The sequence below is a fragment of the Candidatus Eisenbacteria bacterium genome (assembly GCA_035577985.1).
Taxonomy (GTDB): domain Bacteria; phylum Desulfobacterota; class Binatia; order DP-6; family DP-6; genus DATJZY01.
Map to the genome: position 1 here is coordinate 41,658 of DATJZY010000147.1, position 17,066 is coordinate 58,723.

Consider the following 17,066-nt stretch of genomic DNA (forward strand, 5'->3'; position numbering starts at 1 on the left):
AGCCGGTAAGGTCGTTGCCGTGCGAGCGATCGCCATCGGCATCCTCCTCGTCGCGGCCGCGCGTCTCGCCGGCGCGACGGTCTTCGCCCCGCTCGACGACGCGGCACTCACCGCCTCGTCGGACGTGATCGTCACCGGCACGGTCACCGGCGTCGAGGGGGTGGAGTCGGGGGATCGCATCGTCACCCGCACGCGGATCGCCGTCGACCGCGTCCTGAAGGGCGCCGCCGCCCAGGGCATGACGCTCACCGTCACGACGCCGGGCGGACGCGCGGGAAACCGGTGGGCCGTCGTCTTCGGTGCGCCGGATTTTCGCGTCGGCAACGCCGTGCTCGTCTTCCTGCAGCACGACGCGCGCGGCGAGCTGCGGCCGAACGCGCTCGCCCTCGGCGTCTACTGGCTGACGTCCGGCGCGGACGGTGCCGTCCTCGCGGAGCGCCGGGTGACCGTCCCCGAGGTCCGGCCGCTCGCGAGCTTCGCCGCCGCGCTCGGAACGACCGTGGGCTCCGTCCCGCTGCCCCGTGCGACGGTTCCCCTGCCGGCGCCGGCGCCCGAGATCGAGCGGTTCACGTTCCTCGGTCCGCCGTTCGCGCGCTGGTTCGAGCCCGACAGCGGCCAGACGGTGCGCTACAAGGTGGCCAACGCCGACGCGTCGCTCGGCCCCGCCGCGAGCAACGCCATCGTCGACGCGGCGTTCGGCGCCTGGACGGCGGTGCCGACGGCCACGATCGCGCTCGCGCGGGCGAGCGGGCCGGCACAGGCCTCGGCCGTGTCGACGTGCGACGGGCGGAGCACGATCCAGTTCAACGATCCCTTCGGCGACATCTCGCCGCTCCAGAACTGCCGCGGCGTGCTCGCCGTCGCCGGCTTCTGCGTCGGGACGTCGACCAAGGTCGTGAGCGGCGCCCAGTTCCGTCGCATCAGCGAGGGCGACGTCACGATCGCCGACGGCGTCGCCAACTGTCTCGACCGGCTGGGTTTCGAGGAGATCGTCACGCACGAGGTCGGGCACACGATCGGGCTCGGGCATTCGTCCGAGGACCCGAACGAGCCGAACCCGACCCTGCGCAGCGCGACCATGTACTTCCTCGCGCATCTCGACGGCCGCGGCGCCTCGCTGCGTAGCGACGACGTCGCCGGCGTGACCGCCATCTACCCGAGTCTCACCGATCCGAACGACCTCGACGGCGACGGCGTGCCGAACGCGCTCGACGCGTGCCCATCGACGCCGCCCGACACGGCGGTCGACGCGACCGGCTGCGGGTGCGGCGAAGCGGGCCACGCCGCCTGCAATGACGGGCTCACGTGCACGACCGACGCGTGCGACGGCTCGACCGGGCGGTGCATCACGACCCCGACCGACTGCACCGGCGGCAATCCCTGCGTGGCCGGAAGCTGCGACGAAACGAACGGCTGTCAGACACGGCCCGTCGACGGCGATGCGGCCGCGACGTGCGTGTTCGCGGGCGGTTTTCCGCCGGCGGCGTGCGCGGGCGATCGCGTCCCGTCCAAGGTGAGCCGCCTCTTCCGGAATGCGGCACGGAACGCGGGGCGTGCCGTGCCGAACGGCAACACGCACCTGGCCGCCCGCAGCGTGCGCGCGCTCGCGCGTGCCCAGGTCGCAGTCGATCGCGCGGCCGCGCGCCGGCACCGTCCGCTCGGCAGCACCTGTGCGGCGACGCTCGACGCGCTGCTCGCCGACGCGCAATCGCGTCTGCTCGACTGGATTGACCGGCGCTGACGCGCGTGATGACCTCCTGCGTCTGGTGCTGGCGGCCCTGCGTTTCCGCGACTACCGTCGCTTCTGGATCGGATCGTTCACCGCGAGCCTCGGGCTGTGGATCCAGACGGTCGCGCTCGGCTGGCTCGTCTACGACCTCACGCACGCCGCCTCCTGGCTGGGGACGGTGAGCTTCTGCGGCAACCTGCCGACGCTGGTGCTCGGCCTCGTCGGCGGCGCCATCGCCGATCGGGCGAGCCGGCGCCTGCTCATGATGGGAAGCCTCGTGCTGATGGCGACGAGCGCCACGTTGCTCGCCCTCCTGACGATGCTCGGACACATCGCCGTCTGGCACGTGATCGCCATCGCCATGGTGTCGGGCACGGCCACCGCCCTGTACACGCCGGCCATGCATTCGATCGTGCCGAGCCTCGTCCCGGCGGAGCACCTCTTTCAGGCCATCTCGCTCAACTCCGTGCAGTTCAACCTCGCCCGCACGCTCGGCCCGGCGCTCGCGGGCGTGCTCGTCTCGCCGATCGGCCCGCAGGGCTGCTTCGCGCTCAACGCCGTCGGGTCGCTCTGGCTCGCCGTCGTGGTCGCGCGCCTGCGGCTCCCCCCGCACTCGGCCGACGCGCCGGCGCCGATCCTCCGCGCCCTCCGCGAGGGGCTCGGCTACGTGCGGCGCCATCCGGTGATCGGTCCTGCGATCTTCCTCGCAGCCGTGATGAGCCTCTTCGGCTTCCCGTACATCATCATGCTGCCGGCAGTCGCGTCGGGCACGCTCGGGCTCGCCGACGCCGCCGGCCTCGGCTACCTGATGGCGAGTGTCGGCGCAGGGGCCGTGGTGGGTGGGCTCACCATCTCGGCCGTCGGCAACCGCGAGCGCAGCGGGCGCATCACCGTCGTCGGCGCGGTGCTGTTCGGCATCGTGCTCTCGTGCTTCGCGATCGTGCGGACCCTGCGCACGACGATGGGGCTCCTCCTCCTGCTCGGCACCCTGCAGACGCTCTCGATCTCGTCGATGATGACGACCATCCAGTCGGCGGTCCACGACGGGATGCGCGGGCGCGTCATGAGCATGATCACGGTGCTCTTCTTCGGCTTCTCGACCCTCGGCGGGCTGGTCGCGGGACTCGTCGGCGACCGCGTCGGCGTGCCGCTCGTGCTCGCGAGCGGCGGGGTCGTGACGGCCGCCGTCGCCCTGGTGCTCGCACGCTCGTCCGCCTTCGCATAGGAGATCCACATGCGTGCTCTCGTCCTTTTGCTCCTCCTCACCCTCCCCGCCTTCGCGGCGCGCGATCCACGCGTGGCCTGCATGAAGGCCTCGGGCGCCGCCGCCACGCAGTGCCTCGCGTCGGCGGAGCACGAGAAGGAGATCGAAGAGACCCCGCACTCCGACGAGCCGGCGCCCATCGACGAGGCGGCGATCCGCAAGGCATGCGACGAGGAGACGAGCATCGCCCTCGGCTACCTCGGCGCCGACGACACCGTGCTGCGCCTGAGCGATGCGTGCAACGACTACGCGGCCGACGCCGTCGACCTGGTGAAGACCGAGCCCGAGCCCCCGCTCGGATCGTCGCAGGCGCGCTGCCGGGCCACGGTCGACGGCGTGCTCGACGTGTTCCGGATCAAGATCGTGAACCTCTTCGGAAAGACGTGCTACCTGCGCGAGGCGAAGGGCGGGAAGTGCCGCCACGCGGCGCGCGACCGGAAGGCGGCGGGCCTGCGCAAGAAGGCGACGGCGCGCATCGTGAAGGGGTGCGGCTCGGTGCTGGTGGCGATGCAGTACGGCTCCGCCGAGGACGTCGTCGATACGGCGTTCGACCGCGCGCGCCACTTCGCGCAGTGGGGCTATCCGCCGAACGACCTCGGGCCATCCGCGGAGCCGGGGCCCTTCCCCGTCGGCACGCGCACGCTCGATCTCGTCGACGACTCGCGACCGGACGTGACGGGCACGGGGTCGCGCCCGGTCACCGTCGAGCTCTGGTATCCGTCGACGGCCGCGGCCGTGGCGGGAATGGACCGCTACGTCGTGAACCTCTTCGGCGTCGACATCGCCCGCACGCCGACGTATCGCGACGTCGCGATCGCGCCCGGGCCGTTTCCGCTGGTCCTCTTCTCGCACGGCAACGCCGGCATCCGCTTCCAGTCGATCTTCCTCGCGGCGCAGCTCGCGAGCCACGGCTACGTCGTTGCGAGCCCGGACCACCGCGGCAACACGTTCCTCGACATCGCCCTCGGCATCGTCGACCCGCTCGCGAGCTCGGCGATCAACCGGCCGCTCGACATGACCTTCCTCTTGAACGAGCTCACCATGATGAACGCGACGTCGGGCGACGTCCTCGCCGGCGCCATCGACCTCGACAAGGTCGGCATGTCGGGCCACTCGTTCGGCGGCTACACGACGTTCGCGCTCGCCGGCGGCACGTTCGCCGGCCAGACCTTCACCGACGCGCGCATGAAGGCCTTCCTGCCGCTCGCTCCGGCCGCTTCGCTCTTCCCGGACGACTTCTTCGCGAGCATCACGAAGCCGATCCTCGTGGTCGGCGGCACCCTCGACACGACGACGCCGTTCCCGACCGAGCAGCAGCATCCGTTCGACCTCCTGCCCGCGGGCGCGCCCATCGTCGGCCTGGCGGAGATCACCGGGGCCGGCCACTTCACGTTCTCCGACGTGTGCGAGGTGCCGCGGAACCTGGTGGGCGCGATCGGCGGCTTCGACGAGGCGTGCACGCCGCGCCACCTGCCCTGGCGGAACGCCCACGACATCGTCAACTACCTGGCGGAGAACTTCTTCGATGCCACCCTGAAGGGCGATGCCGAGGCCCTGGCCCGGCTCGCGCCGTCGACCCTGGCGTCGATCGACGACCTGGACTACCAGAAGAAGTGATGGAGACCACGGGACTTCGTCCGAGGATCGACGCCCATCGGAGCGGGGCCGCGCAGCGGCTCCGCGCACGGGGGCATTGAGGTATGGACTTCTCCTACACGCCGGAAGAGGAACGCTTTCGCACCGAGCTGCGGACGTGGCTCGAGAAGAACCCGCCGGGGCCGGAGCCGGAAGAGGCCAAGGCGTGGGTCGCCTACGCCAAGGCGTGGCAGCGGCGGCTCGCCGAAGCGGGCTGGTGCGGCGTCGCGTGGCCGAAAGCGTACGGCGGGCGCGGCGCGACCCTCATCCAGCAGATCATCTTCCAGGAGGAGCTCGCGCGCGCGAAGGCGCCGCAGTTCATCGGGCTCGCGGGCCTCACGATGGGCGGTCCGGTGCTCATCGCACACGGCACCGAAGAGCAGAAGAAGCGCCACCTGCGGCCGATCCTCAGCGCCGACGAGATCTGGTGCCAGGGGTTCTCGGAGCCGAACGCCGGCTCGGACCTCGCCGCCCTCAAGACGAAGGCCGTCCTCGACGGCGACACGTTCGTCGTGACCGGGCAGAAGGTGTGGACCAGCTGGGCGCGCTACGCCGACGTGTGCATGTGCCTCGTGCGCACCGACCCCGAGGCACCCAAGCACAAGGGGATCACGTTCCTGCTGGTCGACATGCACAGCCCCGGCGTGACCGTGCGGCCGCTCGTGCAGATCAACGGCGATCCCGATTTCAACGAGGTCTTCTTCGAGGACGTGCGGGTACCGCGCAGGAACGTCGTCGGCGAGCTGAATCGCGGCTGGGACATCGCCATCACGTGCCTCATGCACGAGCGCCAGACGCTCACCTTCAGCCGCCAGCTCCAGTCGAAGGTCGCACTCACGGAGATGCTCGAGACGGCGCGCCGGCACCAGCGTGGCGGTGTCCCGGCGACGCGCGACCCGGTCGTCCGCCAGGCGCTCACGCGCGCCTACATCGACGCCGAGACGATGCGCTTTCTCGCTTACCGCAACCTGACGAAGGTGCTGCGCGGCGGCGTCCCTGGACCGGAAGGGTCGATCGAGAAGCTCTTCTGGAGCGAGATGTACCAGCGCCAGATCGACACGGCGTGCGAGCTGCTCGGGCCGCACAGCCAGCTCCTGCGCCGCTCCAAGCACGCCGTCGACGACGGCCGCTGGCCGCATCTCCTGCTCTACTCGATGGGCCGCACGATCGCCGCCGGCACGTCGGAGGTGCAGCGCAACATCATCGCCGAGCGCGTGCTCGGGCTGCCGCGGGCCTAGCCGCCGATGGCGCGCGACGCCCTCGGACGGCTCGACCGCGCGCACCTGGTCCACGGCTTCGGCTCGCCGGCCGTCGCCGAACGCGACGGCACGATCCGCATGGTGCGCGGGCGTGGCATCTACGTCTGGGATGCCGCCGGTCGACGCTACGTCGACGGGCTCTCCGGCCTCTGGAACGTCGCCGTCGGCCACGGGCGCGCCGAGATCGCGCGCGCCGTGGCAAGGCAGGCGCGCCAGCTCGCCTACGCACCCACGCTGCTCGGTTTCGCGACCGAGCCGGCGATCCGTCTCGCCGCCCGCATCGCGAAGCTCCTGCCGAAGGAGCTGGGGCACGTCGTCTTCACGTCGGGCGGATCCGAGTCGAACGAGTCGGTCATCCGCTACGTGCGCGCCTACGCCCGCCTGCGCGGCACGCCCGACAAGATCCGCATCGTCGCGCTGACGAGCGCCTACCACGGCTCGTCGACGGGCGCGGCGAGCCTCACCGGCCTGTCGACGTTCCACCGGTACTACGAGCCGATGATGGCGGAGGTCGACCGGATCGCGCGGCCGTACTGCTATCGCTGCGAGCTCGGCAAGACGTATCCCGCCTGCGGCCTCGCCTGCGCCGACGAGCTCGAGCGCGTCGTCGCGCGCGAGGGCGCGGCGCGGATCGGGGCCGTCATCGTCGAGCCCGTCCAGGGCGTGGGTGGCGTGATCGTGCCGCCGGTCGGGTGGCTCGAGCGCCTGCGTGCGATCTGCGACCGGCACGACATCCTGCTCGTCGTCGACGAGGTGATCACCGGCTTCGGCCGCACGGGGAAGTGGTTCGGCTTCCAGCACGCGGCCGTGGTGCCGGACATGCTCGTCTTCGCCAAGGGCGTGACCAGCGGCTACCAGCCGCTCGGGGGCGTCGTGCTGCACGACCGCGTCTGGCGGGAGTTCGTCGGCGCCGGCCCCGACTTCGCGCTCCACCACGGCTTCACGTACTCCGGCCACCCGGTCGCGTGCGCAGCCGGCCTCGCGAATCTCGACATCATCGAGCGCGAGAAGCTCGTCGCCGCGGTGCGCGCGAAGGCGCCCTACTTCCGCATGAGGCTCGACGCGCTCGCCGCCTCGCCCGTCGTCGGTGAGATCCGCTCGATCGGCCTCATGGCGGCGGTCGAGATCGTCGCCGACAAGCCGACACGCCGTCCGTTCGCCGCGGACCTGCGCGTGCCGTGGAAGATCCGCGAGGCGGCGATCCGTCGCGGCCTGCTCTGCCGCGCGGGCGCCGAGGGCGTGATGCTCTGCCCCCCGCTCCCGACGACGCGGGCGGAGATCGATACTCTCGTCGGCGTCCTCGGCGAGGCCATCGCCGAGGTCGCGGCCGGCGAGAATCCGTAGAGTCGCGCCGACGTACGTTCTCGTCGCCGGCAGCTACCTCGGGTTCCCGTACAGTCGTGCGAGGAGGCGCGGGGGCACGCCGAGGCGGTGCAGCGTCGGGAACGTCCACATCGCGAGCGTCCCCGCGATGGGGTGCTGGAGAAAGCGGCGGCCCGAGACGCGGACGTAGGCCGGCACCACGACGAGGCGTCCGACGCCGCGCAGGCGCTGCGCCAGCTCGATGTCCTCCATCAGGGGCACATCCGGGAAGCCGCCCACGGCCTCGAACGCCGCACGGCGGACGAAGAGCGCCTGGTCGCCGTACGGCACGCGCGTCACGTGCGAGCGGATGTCGGCGATGCGCAGGAACGGGCCGAGCCAGTTGCGGCCGACGTCGGCCACGGTGTGGAGCCGGAAGGCGCCCGCCACGACGTCGGGGACCGCGAGCGTGCGCTCGATCCACGCGCCGGCGTCGGCGGGGAGCTGCGCGTCGGCGTGGACGAACAGCAGCACCTCGCCCGTCGCCTCGCGCGCGCCGGCGTTCATCTGCTGGCCACGACCGCGCGCGGTCACGAGGACGCGCACGCCGGCATGCGCGCGTGCGAGCTCGACCGTCCGGTCGCGGCTGCCGCCGTCGACGACGATCAGCTCGTGGAAGCGCGACGCGACGAGCTCCGCGAGGCGCGCGGCGATCCGCGCCTCCTCGTCGAGCACCGGCATCACGACCGAGACGTTCAGTCGAGCAACCGGGGCTCAGGCGGACTCTTGGTCGTCGAAGACCCGGATCTCGAGGATCTGCCGGCAGCGGTCGCACGGCACGTCCTTGATCACCGGGAACGAGCTGTAGTGCATGCGGATCCGCTTCTCCCAGCGCGCGCGCGTACGCGCGCAGCACTCCTTCTCGACCTGAGCCGGCTTCGGCATCGCGTCCCTCAGGACTCCCGGCAGAGCAGGAAGTAGTTCGGCAGCTCCTTGCCGCCCCGGTGCGCGCGACCGATCAGCACATGCGTCGACACGCGACGCAGGTAGTCGACCATGCCGCCGTAGACGAAGCGCGACATGCCCTGATCGTTGCGCTTCACGGCGGGCCAGCCGGGCGGCGCCTCGGGCGGCACGACGCGATAGTCGATCGCCGCCGGCACGGGACCATCCTGGTGGCAGACGAAGTAGCCGGGGCCGGTGACCCACGCGAGCGCCTGGTGGTTGTAGCCCCACAGCTCCCCCTGCCCCCCCGCACCGGAGGGCCGGCAGAAGCGCTTCTGGAACAGCGTGAACATTGGCAGCGAGTTCTTGCCGTGCCAGATGACCTCGCGCAGCGGCGGCAGGCTCGGCGGCACGAGGTCGTCGAGCGACACGGCCGGCGCACCCTTGGCCATGTCGTAGAGCTTCGCTTGCCACGTCGTGCCCTGGAGCGAGGTCAACGCCCCCATCCGGTTCTGATGATCGAGGCCGTCGAGGAACGATCGCACCGCCGCTGCATCCGGGCGATCGGACGCGAGCAGCTCCTTCAGCGTCGCCTCGGGGGTCGCCATCGAGGAGGTTTTTGGCAAGCGTCGCGCCGTCGTGCAACCATGTCCCGCGGCCCACGGAGGCGGCCCGGCGTTGCATCCCACCCGGTGCTTCCCTACACCGGATCGATGCCAGGCGACGCAGCACGCCCGCTCTCGGCGGGCACGGTGCGGATCCTCCGCGCCGCCGTCGCCGCCATCCGGCCGCGCGGGCACGGCTTCGACCAGCCGATCGACGACGACGTGCTGCGCGCGATCGTGACCTTCTTCCCGTTCCTGCCGGCGCCGATGCGATTCGCATTCCCGGTGGGTCTGCGCCTACTCGAGCTGGGCCCGCCCGTCGTAATGCGTCGCTTCGCCCGCTTCACGCGCCTGTCCGCCGACGACGGGCGCGCGTACCTCGAGCGCCTGCAGGCGATGGGTGGCCCATTCGCGGCCCTCGTGCTCGGCCTCCGCACGCTCGTTCTCCTGAACTTCTACCAGCACCCGCAGGTCCTCGGCGCGCTCGAGGTCGACTGGGGCGGTCGCGCCGCGACCCTCACGCGACGTCGCGCGGCGCTCCTCGAGGGCAGCGGGCGGTGACGCGCCTGCCGCCCGAATACGCGATCACCTACCCGAACGTCACCGACGGCTCGTCTCTGGACGGCGATCGAACCTTCGACGCCGACGCGGTCGTCGTCGGCACGGGCGCAGGAGGCGCCACCGCGGCGGCGCGGCTGCGCGCCGCCGGTCGCGACGTGCTGATGCTCGAGGAAGGCGGCCTCCATCGCGTCGATTCGTTCGAAACCGATCCCTCGACGATGATCCGCCGCCTGTACCGCGATGCCGGTACGGCCATGATCCTCGGCCGCCCGCCCATCATCTTCGCCGAAGGGCGCTGCGTCGGCGGATCGACGGTGATCAACGGCGGCATGTCGTGGCGCACGCCGGAGCGCGTGCTCACCCACTGGGAGGCGGACCTCGGCCTCGACGCGACGGGGCCGCGCGAGATGGAGCGCTTCTTCGACGAGGCGGAGCGCATCCTCCACGTCGAGTCGAACCACGAGGACACCTACGGCAAGAACACGCACCTCTTCCTGCGCGGCGCCGCGGCGCTCGGCTGGCCCGTGGCGCGCGCGCCGCGCAACATGCGTCGCTGCGTCGGGCTCAACAACTGCGCGCTCGGCTGCCCGACCGGCGCCAAGCAAGGCATGCACGTGACCGAGGTGCCGCGCGCGCTGCACGCGGGCGCAGCGCTGCTGACGCACGCGCGCGTCATGAAGGTTCTCTGGAAGGGCTCGCGTGCGGCCGGCGTCACCGGCCGGCTCGTCGACGACGCGGGCCGGCGGCGCGGGCGCTTCACCGTGCGCGCGAAGCTGGTCGTGCTCGCAGCGGGGGCGCGTCACACGCCCGGCATCCTGCGGCGCAGCCGCGTGCGCGCCCGTCCGGTCGGTCGCGGGCTCCACACCCATCCGAACGCGAAGTGCGTCGGCGTCTTCGCCGAGCGCATCGACCCGTGGATCGGGGCGCACCAGGCGTTCCACATCCACCACTTCCTCGACGAGGGCATCCTCATCGGCTACGCGGCGATTCCACCCGGCCTCCTCGCCGCCGCGATGCCGGGACTCGGCCCGGAGAACGCGGAGAGGATGGCGCTCTACAATCACATGCTGACGGCCGCGACGCTGGTCGAGGACGAGACCGAAGGCCGCATCGTCATGGGCCCGGACCGCGAGCCGTACATGGTGCAGACGCTCGGCGACGCCGACATCGAGCGCCTGCACCGCGGGGTCATGCTGACCGCCCAGCTGCTCTTCGCCGCCGGCGCGCGGCAGGTCTTCACACCCTTCGCGGACCTGCCGACCTTGGACGGGCCCGGCGACCTCGCACGGATCGCGGCCCGGCCACGCACCCGCGACACCATCGAGCTCATGACCGTGCACATCATGGGCACGGCGCGTATGGCGAAGGATTCCTCGCGCGGCGCGACCGATGCCACGGGCGCCGTCTTCGACGCGAAGGGCCTCGTGGTCGCCGACGCGAGCGTGCTGCCCTCTTCCATCGGCGTGAATCCCCAGGAGACCATCATCGCGATGACACTGCGCAACTGCGAACGCTGGATCGAGGCTTCCCACTGATGGCGCGCAACCGCTTCGACGGCACGCCCGTGCCCAACGTCCATCCGGTTCGCCGCATCATGCCCTTCATCATGCCGTCCAAGAACGGCGCCTTCGTGCTCTTCGAGCAGGAGATCGCGACCGGGCCGCTCGCGGCCTTTCTCGCCGACGTGAACCGCGGGCGGACCGAGGGCCGCCACGTCACGATGTTCCACTGCGTGCTGCGCGCCGTCGGCATCGCGATGACCGAGTTCCCTCGCCTGAACCGCTACATCTCCGGGTCGCGCCTCTACGAGCGACGCGGCGTCTGGCTCGCCTTCAGCGCGAAGCAGCGGCTGGAGAAGGACGCCCCGCTCTTCACGGCGAAGGTGGAGCACAAGGCCGGCGAGCCGCTCGAAGCGTTCGTCGATCGCGTGCTCGGCGCGCTCGGCGAGGGCCGCTCCGGCAAGGAGACGGCGACCGATCGAGAGATCAAGACGTTCCTGCGGCTCCCCGGACCGGTGCTCCGCGTCGCGGTCCGCCTGCAGCGCCTGCTCGACGGCTGGAACGTCTATCCGGCGTCGCTCCTCGAGGGCGATCCGCTCTACGCCTCGGCGTTCGTCGCCAACCTGGGATCGGTCGGCCTCGACGCCGCATTCCACCACCTCTACGAGTACGGGACGATCCCGATCTTCGCGACCATGGGCCGATTCCACCGCGCCCCGGTCGTGTTCGAGAACGGGTCGGTCGGCAGCCGCGAGATCTTCACGCTGCGCTACACGTACGACGAGCGCGTCGAGGACGGGTTCTACGCGGCGCGCGCGCTCGAGCGCCTGGCGGCCTGCCTGGCGGAGCCGGCGACGCTCCGGTAGGCGATCGCAGCAGCGTGACGAGCCCCGTGAAGCGCTGGCGCGCAGCCCTGGCGGCCATCGCGACGCTCGGCGCGTACGCCCTCGCCGTCGGGTGGATCACGTGGCCGCTCGCGTCCGTCCTGTCGACGCACCTCGCGGCCACGGCGCTCGGCGGTCAGAGCGACCAGCAACACGCGATCTGGGCGCTCGCGTGGGAGTCGCACGCGCTCACGACGGCGCCGTCGACGTTCCTCGACGCGAACATCTACTACCCGGCGAAACACGCGCTCCTGTACGCCGCCGCATCCTACGGATCGCTGCCGTACTTCGCTCCCGTCTTCCTCACGACCGGCAACCCGACGCTCGCCATGAACGTCGTCTTCCTCTTCGGCGTGGTGCTGGCCGCCGCCGCGCTCCACCTGGTGGTCGTCCGATGGACGGGCTCGTATCTGGCGGGCGCCATCGCGGGAGCGACGTTCGTCTGCACCCGCTGGGTGCTGTGGGAGTGGCTCCCGGCGGCGCCGCAGTACGCGACCCTGGTCTACTTCCCCTTCATCGTGGGGCTCGCCGCACGCGAGCAGTCGGACACTCGCGGGATGCTCGTCCTCGCGGTGCTCGTCGCGCTGCAGTCGTCGACCGACCTCGTCTACGTCGCGCCGGCCGTCTTCGGCCCGCTGGGCGTCCTCGCCGCGGCGCGGCTCGTCCGCCCGACGACCAGACGCGAGGGGGCACGCCTGTTCGGCGCGCTGGTGGTCGCCCTCGTTCTTCTGGCGCCGGCGTACACGGGCCTCATGTGGGTCAAGTGGGAAAATCCCGACCTCGCCAGGCAGTCCATGTGGAGGCCGCTCACCGCCGTGGGACCGATCTCGAAGGCGCTCTTCGGCCGGCTCGTCGCCGTCGCGGTTCCCATCGTCGCGTTCGTCCTCGTCGCCGCCGGCGCCGCCAGCCGCGCGTGTCGTCCTCGCGACGCCGACGCCCGTCGCGCACGCGCGTGGGCATGCGCGCTCACGTTCGCGGTGGTGGGAACCTGTCTCGCCCTTCCCTACAACGCCACCTGGTGGGGCCACGAGCTCACGAACCCGCTCTATCACTTCATTCCCGCGCTGCGCGTGATCCGGGTCCCGGCGCGTCTCGGGAGCGGTGGTCTCGTCGGGTTGTGCCTTCTCGCCGGCCTCGGCTTCTTCGAGCTCACGCGGCGGCTGCGCGAATGGCTCCCGTCCCGGAGCGCGGCCGCCGCGTCGATCGTGCTCGCCCTGCTCGTGTGCTGGAACCTGTACGTCGATCTTCAGCAGCGACCCTGGTCGCCGGCGGATCAGTGGGAGCTGCCGGCCGCTTTTCCCGTCAGGCCGAGCCCGGCGCCCGACTCGCCCATCATCGCCGCCATCCGCGGGCGCGACGGACCGCTGCTCGAGGTGCCCGTGGACAAGTTCGGAGGCGCCGACCCGACCGCGCACGCCCTCGCCATGTATCGCTCGATCTTCCACTGGCGGCCGCTCTTGAACGGCTACGCCAGCTACTGGCCGCACGGGTTCCTCGAGCGCATGCGGATCGTGCAGCGACTGCCCGAGCCGGACGCGATCGAGGCGCTGTGGCGAGAGACGGGACTCGCGCTCGTAGTCGTCCACACGGCGAGCATGCGCGAGCGCGCCCGCGCGTGGCTCCCGCTGGCGATGGGACAGAACGCTTGGCTCCGCCCGGTCGCGCGTGACCATGGCGACGTCCTGTTCGAGGTGACGCCGCCGCCTGGAACGGCGCCGCGGGTCGACCCGCCCGCCGCGTAGCCCGGATCAGCGGCCGCGCCGGCGCCTTGGACGGGCGCGCTTGCGCGGCTTGCCGCGGCCCGAGCCGCTCTTCTTGCCCCCGCCCGAGCGCGCGTTGACCGTCGCCCACGCCCGGCGCGCCGCCGTCTTGCGGCCGAGCCCGCGACGCTCGTAGCCCTCCTCGATGTGCCGCGCCTGACGCTTCTGCTTGTCCGTGTAGCTCGACTTGTCACCGCGCGGCATCACATTCCTCCGGGCTTCTGCGGCGCCGGCGGCCGGTGCGATCGGCGCTCCCGACCAGACGCTGCTCGACCGTCTGCCACCACACGTTCGCCAGGAACGCCTCGACGTACTTGGGACGTTCCTTCGGCTTGTAGTCGAGCACGAACGCGTGCTCCCAGACGTCCATCACGAGCAGCGGCACGACGCCGGCCACGTTGCCGACATCGTGCAACGTGATCCAGTTGTTCGCCAACCCACCGGTCGCGGGATCGACCGAGCAGATGGCCCACCCCACACCGCGAATCTTCCCCACGCTGACGAAGTCGGCCTTCCACACCTCGTAGCTTCCGAAGCTCGCCGCCGCCGCGCGCGCGAAGGCGGAGGCGCGCGGTGGGTCGGGGCTACCGCCCCGGGTGAGGTTCTCGAAGTAGAGCTCGTGCAGGACCATGCCGTTGTGCTCGAAGCCGAGGCGGCGGGTCAGCTCGGAGTACTCGGGCATCTCCTCCTGGTCCACCTTCCCGTCGCGCAGGAGCTCACGGATGCGCTCGTTCAGCCGATTGGTCTCGTGCACGTAGCCCTCGTAGAGCCGCAGGTGCATCTCGAGGGTGCGGTCCGAGATGCCGTGGAGGCCGCTCAAGTCGAACGTCTTCGCGACGTAGCGATGGCTCATCATGGCCGCACGACCGTCAGCGCCGCAGGACCCGCGAGATGAGGCTCCTCCCGACGAAATAGCCGGCGGACGAGGCCGTCACGAGCAGCAGCGCGACGAATCCGTCGCGGACGGTCGCCCGCCGATCGTCGTCGGACACGCTCCGACGTTCGAGGTACGTCGCCGCCTTCTCGAGCCGGTTGGCGATCCGCTGGCGCGGGGCGACGAGGAGCGCGCGCGCGTCCGGCGGCTCGCGCAGCCCCTTCGCAACCGACCGAAGCACCCGGCCGACCGACGCCACGGCGTCGCCGAGACGATCGCCGGCCTGATCGGCCAGCTCGGTCGCGCCGGCGGCGACGTTCTTCACCTGCTCGTGCGCCCCGTCGACGACCTCGTGCGCCCGCTCCGCGATGCGATCGACCTCCACCAAACGGGTCTTCTGTTCCTTCTTCATGGTGGTCTCCTAGTTCGCCGCGGTGCCCTTCACTTCCAGGTCGTCGTGCACGGCGCGGACGCCTGCGGCGCCACGGGCGGTGACGGCCGCCGCGAGCCGCTCTCCCTGGCCCGGCACGGTTCCGCTGAGGCGCACCACCCCGTTCTTCACCTCGACGTCGATCCCGAGGCGCCGCAGATCCTCGCGCGCGTCGATGGCGCGCTTCACGGCCTCCTCGACGTCGTCGTCACGCGAATCGACGGCGGGCTGGTGCTCGGCGGGGACGACTTGCAGCTCGTTCTGCACGCCGGCGACGCCCGAGACCGCGCGTGCGTCCTCTTCCGCCGCCCGCTTCGCGTCCTGCGACGGGACGATGCCGAACAGCGTCACCACGCCCTTGCTGGTATCGACGTTGATGTCGAGGCTCGGCGTGCGCGAGTCGGCGATGAGGCGCAGCTTCGTGGCCGACGTGAGCCACGCGTCGGTGATGGTGTCACCGGCGGCCGCGACCGCGCTCGGCCGGTCTTCGAAGATCTCGGCGTCCGCGAGCGTATTCGGGCTCTGGATCTCGCTCGCGACGCGGCGCACGCCCGGGACCTCGGCTGCGACCTCGATCGCGCGCAAATGCGCCGAGAGGGTCGCCGCCTTTCCCGACAGGAGCACCACGCCCGCGTTCACCGACTGGACGGCGACGCTGCTGTCGGCGAGTCCCGGGTCGCTCTTCAAGGCCGTGGTCACGCGCTCCTTGACGGCGTCGTCCGACTCGGTGACGGCATCCTCGCCTTCCTTGCTCACCACCACGAGCAGATCGCGGACGTTCCGGACACCTTCGATCGTGCGGACGACCTCGACCGCGCGGGCTTTCTCGGCCTCGCTTCGCACCTTTCCGTGCAGCGTCACCCGCCCGTCGACGGTGTCGACGTCGACGGCGGTCCCGTGGACGCCCTCGGCGGTCAGCAGCGCGATCTTGGCCTTGGTGGTGATCCACGCGTCGGGTTTCTCCATGGCGAACGCGGCGCCGCCGAGCGCGACGGCGAGCGCGACGCTGCGAAGCACAGTCGTTACGAACCTCATGTCGTTCCTCCTCTCGGGTCCGGCTACGCCCGGTGGTAGCCTGATGGTGCAGTGTGCAGATTCCGGGCCAACGCGGCGGGCCCGTGATCTCGCAACGATCACGGGCGCGGCCTTACATGCGTTGTAGTGATTACAGCGCGGGCAACGCGCCCGAGGGGTCAGCCCCTGACGGCGAGCCGAAGCGGCGTCGCGCCGCGCTCGCGCATGCGGACGATGGGGTGGACGGCGGCGCGCCGGCGCTGGCGACGAACGGCCTCGCGAATCGCCACGGGGTCGAGCGACAGCGCGTGGCACACGTTCACGAACGAGAACGGCCAGGTGGGATCGTCGGCGTTGAGCCACGCCGCGGCGGCCCGGATCTCGCAACGCTCGTGCATCGTGAGACCGGGGCAGTCGATGCGCCGGTACACGCGGATCGCGTCGTCGAGAATGGCGATCAGCAGGCGCTGCTCGCCGGTCGTCGCCGCGCTCCGATCGTAGAGCTGTTCGGGGAGCACCGTGATGGGTTCCACGTTGCGCAGGTCGAAGTACCGATCCTCGGGCTCGACGTACGATCGCTTCATGACGCCCTCCTTCTCCGTGTTTGCTGGGGCGAGAAGTGCAGGCCCCGTGCCATCTGGATCGGGCCGCCGGGCGTTGCCACGAGGGGTCCCCAGGTCCGCTTTCTACAACCGGCCGTGCCTCGTTGACCGGCCCGTGGAAGCTCGTCAGAACCACGGCAGTGCCCGTGGCCATGCCCGACGACGGTTTCGGCGCTGCACGATTCCTCGACCTGGTGCGCCTGGCGCGACCGACGGCGCACGAGGTACGTGGCGCGTGCAGTACGATGGCCATCCATCTCGAGCTGACGCGTTCGGCGCTCGGCACCGTGCCGGATGGCGCGCTGCGTGACCAGCTCGCGCGCCATCTGGACGTGCTCGAGCGCGAGCGCGAGCGCCTGCTCGCCGCGACGCAAGCGTTCCTCGCACTGGTTGCGACGCCCGGCGCGCCGGCCGAGCCGGTCGACGTGGCTGCGCTGGTCCACGAAACCATCGCCGCCTTGCGCCCGCTCGCGATCGAGCGTCGCGTGCGCTTGGACCTCACGGGAACCTCGGTCCCGGTCGAAGTGACGGCCCCCCGGGAGCGCCTGCGCCAGCAGCTCCTCGATCTCTTGCTGCCGGCGCTCGAACGCGCAGCCGAAGGCGCCGAGCTGTCCGTGCGCGTCGCCGCACGCGGCGACGCCGTCGCGGTCACGATGGATGCCGCCCCCGCGCTGACGATCCCCCGTCGAGGGAGCTCGTAGTC

The 17,066-nt window shown here is 71.3% G+C and carries 17 protein-coding genes and 1 pseudogene; 10 read left to right on the top strand and 8 right to left on the bottom strand.

Going from position 1 to position 17,066, the window contains the following annotated elements:
- Positions 1–19 precede the first annotated feature (19 nt).
- The 5 genes from VMS22_21290 to VMS22_21310 all read left to right on the top strand — a co-directional run bounded on the left by VMS22_21290 (position 20) and on the right by VMS22_21310 (position 7,231).
- The gene (locus VMS22_21290; GenBank protein ID HXJ36580.1) at positions 20–1,741 is read left to right on the top strand and encodes a matrixin family metalloprotease; all 1,722 of its coding nucleotides are present in this window, start codon (positions 20–22) and stop codon (positions 1,739–1,741) included.
- Positions 1,728–2,954 carry an MFS transporter gene (locus VMS22_21295; GenBank protein ID HXJ36581.1) on the top strand — a complete coding sequence of 409 codons (1,227 nt, stop codon included), beginning with the start codon at positions 1,728–1,730 and terminating at the stop codon, positions 2,952–2,954. The genes VMS22_21290 and VMS22_21295 overlap by 14 nt, the downstream gene beginning before the upstream one ends.
- Before the next feature lie 9 nt (positions 2,955–2,963).
- Complete coding sequence (locus tag VMS22_21300; protein ID HXJ36582.1) at positions 2,964–4,610, top strand: hypothetical protein; 1,647 nt, start codon at positions 2,964–2,966, stop codon at positions 4,608–4,610.
- 83 nt (positions 4,611–4,693) lie between these two features.
- Complete coding sequence (locus VMS22_21305; protein ID HXJ36583.1) at positions 4,694–5,866, top strand: acyl-CoA dehydrogenase family protein; 1,173 nt, start codon at positions 4,694–4,696, stop codon at positions 5,864–5,866.
- Between the two features lie 6 nt (positions 5,867–5,872).
- Positions 5,873–7,231, top strand: a complete 1,359-nt coding sequence (locus VMS22_21310) for an aspartate aminotransferase family protein (GenBank protein HXJ36584.1) — start codon at positions 5,873–5,875, stop codon at positions 7,229–7,231.
- A 33-nt stretch (positions 7,232–7,264) separates the two neighbouring features.
- Here the strand turns inward: VMS22_21310 and VMS22_21315 are convergent, their stop codons facing one another.
- From VMS22_21315 to VMS22_21325, 3 genes are read right to left on the bottom strand one after another with little or no spacing between them, the layout of a single operon-like run.
- Positions 7,265–7,930 (bottom strand): TIGR04283 family arsenosugar biosynthesis glycosyltransferase, encoded by a 666-nt coding sequence (locus tag VMS22_21315; GenBank protein HXJ36585.1) that lies wholly within the window; start codon positions 7,928–7,930, stop codon positions 7,265–7,267.
- A 33-nt stretch (positions 7,931–7,963) separates the two neighbouring features.
- Positions 7,964–8,134 (bottom strand): hypothetical protein, encoded by a 171-nt coding sequence (locus VMS22_21320; protein HXJ36586.1) that lies wholly within the window; start codon positions 8,132–8,134, stop codon positions 7,964–7,966.
- A gap of 8 nt (positions 8,135–8,142) precedes the next feature.
- Positions 8,143–8,742: a hypothetical protein gene (locus tag VMS22_21325; protein ID HXJ36587.1), complete on the bottom strand. Its 600-nt coding sequence runs from the start codon at positions 8,740–8,742 to the stop codon at positions 8,143–8,145.
- A gap of 105 nt (positions 8,743–8,847) precedes the next feature.
- On the opposite strand from VMS22_21325, the gene VMS22_21330 reads away from it, so the two are divergent.
- The 4 genes from VMS22_21330 to VMS22_21345 are packed head-to-tail and all read left to right on the top strand — an operon-like array spanning position 8,848 to position 13,425.
- Positions 8,848–9,300, top strand: coding sequence for a hypothetical protein (locus VMS22_21330; GenBank protein HXJ36588.1), 453 nt, complete (start codon positions 8,848–8,850; stop codon positions 9,298–9,300).
- On the top strand, positions 9,297–10,835 hold the full coding sequence (locus VMS22_21335; protein HXJ36589.1) for a GMC family oxidoreductase: 1,539 nt from the start codon (positions 9,297–9,299) through the stop codon (positions 10,833–10,835). Before VMS22_21330 ends, VMS22_21335 begins: the two co-directional genes overlap by 4 nt.
- Entirely contained in the window at positions 10,835–11,665 is an 831-nt protein-coding gene (locus VMS22_21340) for a 2-oxo acid dehydrogenase subunit E2 (GenBank protein ID HXJ36590.1), read from the top strand. The genes VMS22_21335 and VMS22_21340 overlap by 1 nt, the downstream gene beginning before the upstream one ends.
- Before the next feature lie 14 nt (positions 11,666–11,679).
- The gene (locus tag VMS22_21345; protein ID HXJ36591.1) at positions 11,680–13,425 is read left to right on the top strand and encodes a hypothetical protein; all 1,746 of its coding nucleotides are present in this window, start codon (positions 11,680–11,682) and stop codon (positions 13,423–13,425) included.
- A 48-nt stretch (positions 13,426–13,473) separates the two neighbouring features.
- Here the strand turns inward: VMS22_21345 and VMS22_21350 are convergent.
- From VMS22_21350 to VMS22_21370, 5 genes and pseudogenes are all read right to left on the bottom strand, one after another.
- Positions 13,474–13,647, bottom strand: a pseudogene (locus VMS22_21350) (plasmid stabilization protein).
- On the bottom strand, positions 13,634–14,296 hold the full coding sequence (locus tag VMS22_21355) for a Fe-Mn family superoxide dismutase (protein HXJ36592.1): 663 nt from the start codon (positions 14,294–14,296) through the stop codon (positions 13,634–13,636). Before VMS22_21355 ends, VMS22_21350 begins: the two are co-directional and overlap by 14 nt.
- Positions 14,297–14,312: 16 nt before the next feature.
- Positions 14,313–14,729: a hypothetical protein gene (locus tag VMS22_21360; protein HXJ36593.1), complete on the bottom strand. Its 417-nt coding sequence runs from the start codon at positions 14,727–14,729 to the stop codon at positions 14,313–14,315.
- Positions 14,730–14,738: 9 nt separating this feature from the next.
- The gene (locus tag VMS22_21365; GenBank protein ID HXJ36594.1) at positions 14,739–15,782 is read right to left on the bottom strand and encodes a BON domain-containing protein; all 1,044 of its coding nucleotides are present in this window, start codon (positions 15,780–15,782) and stop codon (positions 14,739–14,741) included.
- Between the two features lie 158 nt (positions 15,783–15,940).
- Positions 15,941–16,345, bottom strand: a complete 405-nt coding sequence (locus tag VMS22_21370) for a hypothetical protein (GenBank protein ID HXJ36595.1) — start codon at positions 16,343–16,345, stop codon at positions 15,941–15,943.
- A 263-nt stretch (positions 16,346–16,608) separates the two neighbouring features.
- Between VMS22_21370 and VMS22_21375 the strand changes: the two genes are divergently transcribed.
- Entirely contained in the window at positions 16,609–17,064 is a 456-nt protein-coding gene (locus VMS22_21375; protein HXJ36596.1) for a hypothetical protein, read from the top strand.
- Positions 17,065–17,066: the final 2 nt, after the last annotated feature.

Coding starts and splice junctions, on each gene's coding strand:
- VMS22_21300 (HXJ36582.1), top strand. CDS start 2,964: ATGCGTGCTCTCGTCCTTTTGCTCCTCCTCACCCTCCCCGCCTTCGCG.
- VMS22_21305 (HXJ36583.1), top strand. CDS start 4,694: ATGGACTTCTCCTACACGCCGGAAGAGGAACGCTTTCGCACCGAGCTG.
- VMS22_21310 (HXJ36584.1), top strand. CDS start 5,873: ATGGCGCGCGACGCCCTCGGACGGCTCGACCGCGCGCACCTGGTCCAC.
- VMS22_21315 (HXJ36585.1), bottom strand. CDS start 7,930: ATGCCGGTGCTCGACGAGGAGGCGCGGATCGCCGCGCGCCTCGCGGAG.
- VMS22_21320 (HXJ36586.1), bottom strand. CDS start 8,134: ATGCCGAAGCCGGCTCAGGTCGAGAAGGAGTGCTGCGCGCGTACGCGC.
- VMS22_21325 (HXJ36587.1), bottom strand. CDS start 8,742: ATGGCGACCCCCGAGGCGACGCTGAAGGAGCTGCTCGCGTCCGATCGC.
- VMS22_21330 (HXJ36588.1), top strand. CDS start 8,848: ATGCCAGGCGACGCAGCACGCCCGCTCTCGGCGGGCACGGTGCGGATC.
- VMS22_21340 (HXJ36590.1), top strand. CDS start 10,835: ATGGCGCGCAACCGCTTCGACGGCACGCCCGTGCCCAACGTCCATCCG.
- VMS22_21355 (HXJ36592.1), bottom strand. CDS start 14,296: ATGAGCCATCGCTACGTCGCGAAGACGTTCGACTTGAGCGGCCTCCAC.
- VMS22_21360 (HXJ36593.1), bottom strand. CDS start 14,729: ATGAAGAAGGAACAGAAGACCCGTTTGGTGGAGGTCGATCGCATCGCG.
- VMS22_21365 (HXJ36594.1), bottom strand. CDS start 15,782: ATGAGGTTCGTAACGACTGTGCTTCGCAGCGTCGCGCTCGCCGTCGCG.
- VMS22_21370 (HXJ36595.1), bottom strand. CDS start 16,345: ATGAAGCGATCGTACGTCGAGCCCGAGGATCGGTACTTCGACCTGCGC.
- VMS22_21375 (HXJ36596.1), top strand. CDS start 16,609: ATGGCCATCCATCTCGAGCTGACGCGTTCGGCGCTCGGCACCGTGCCG.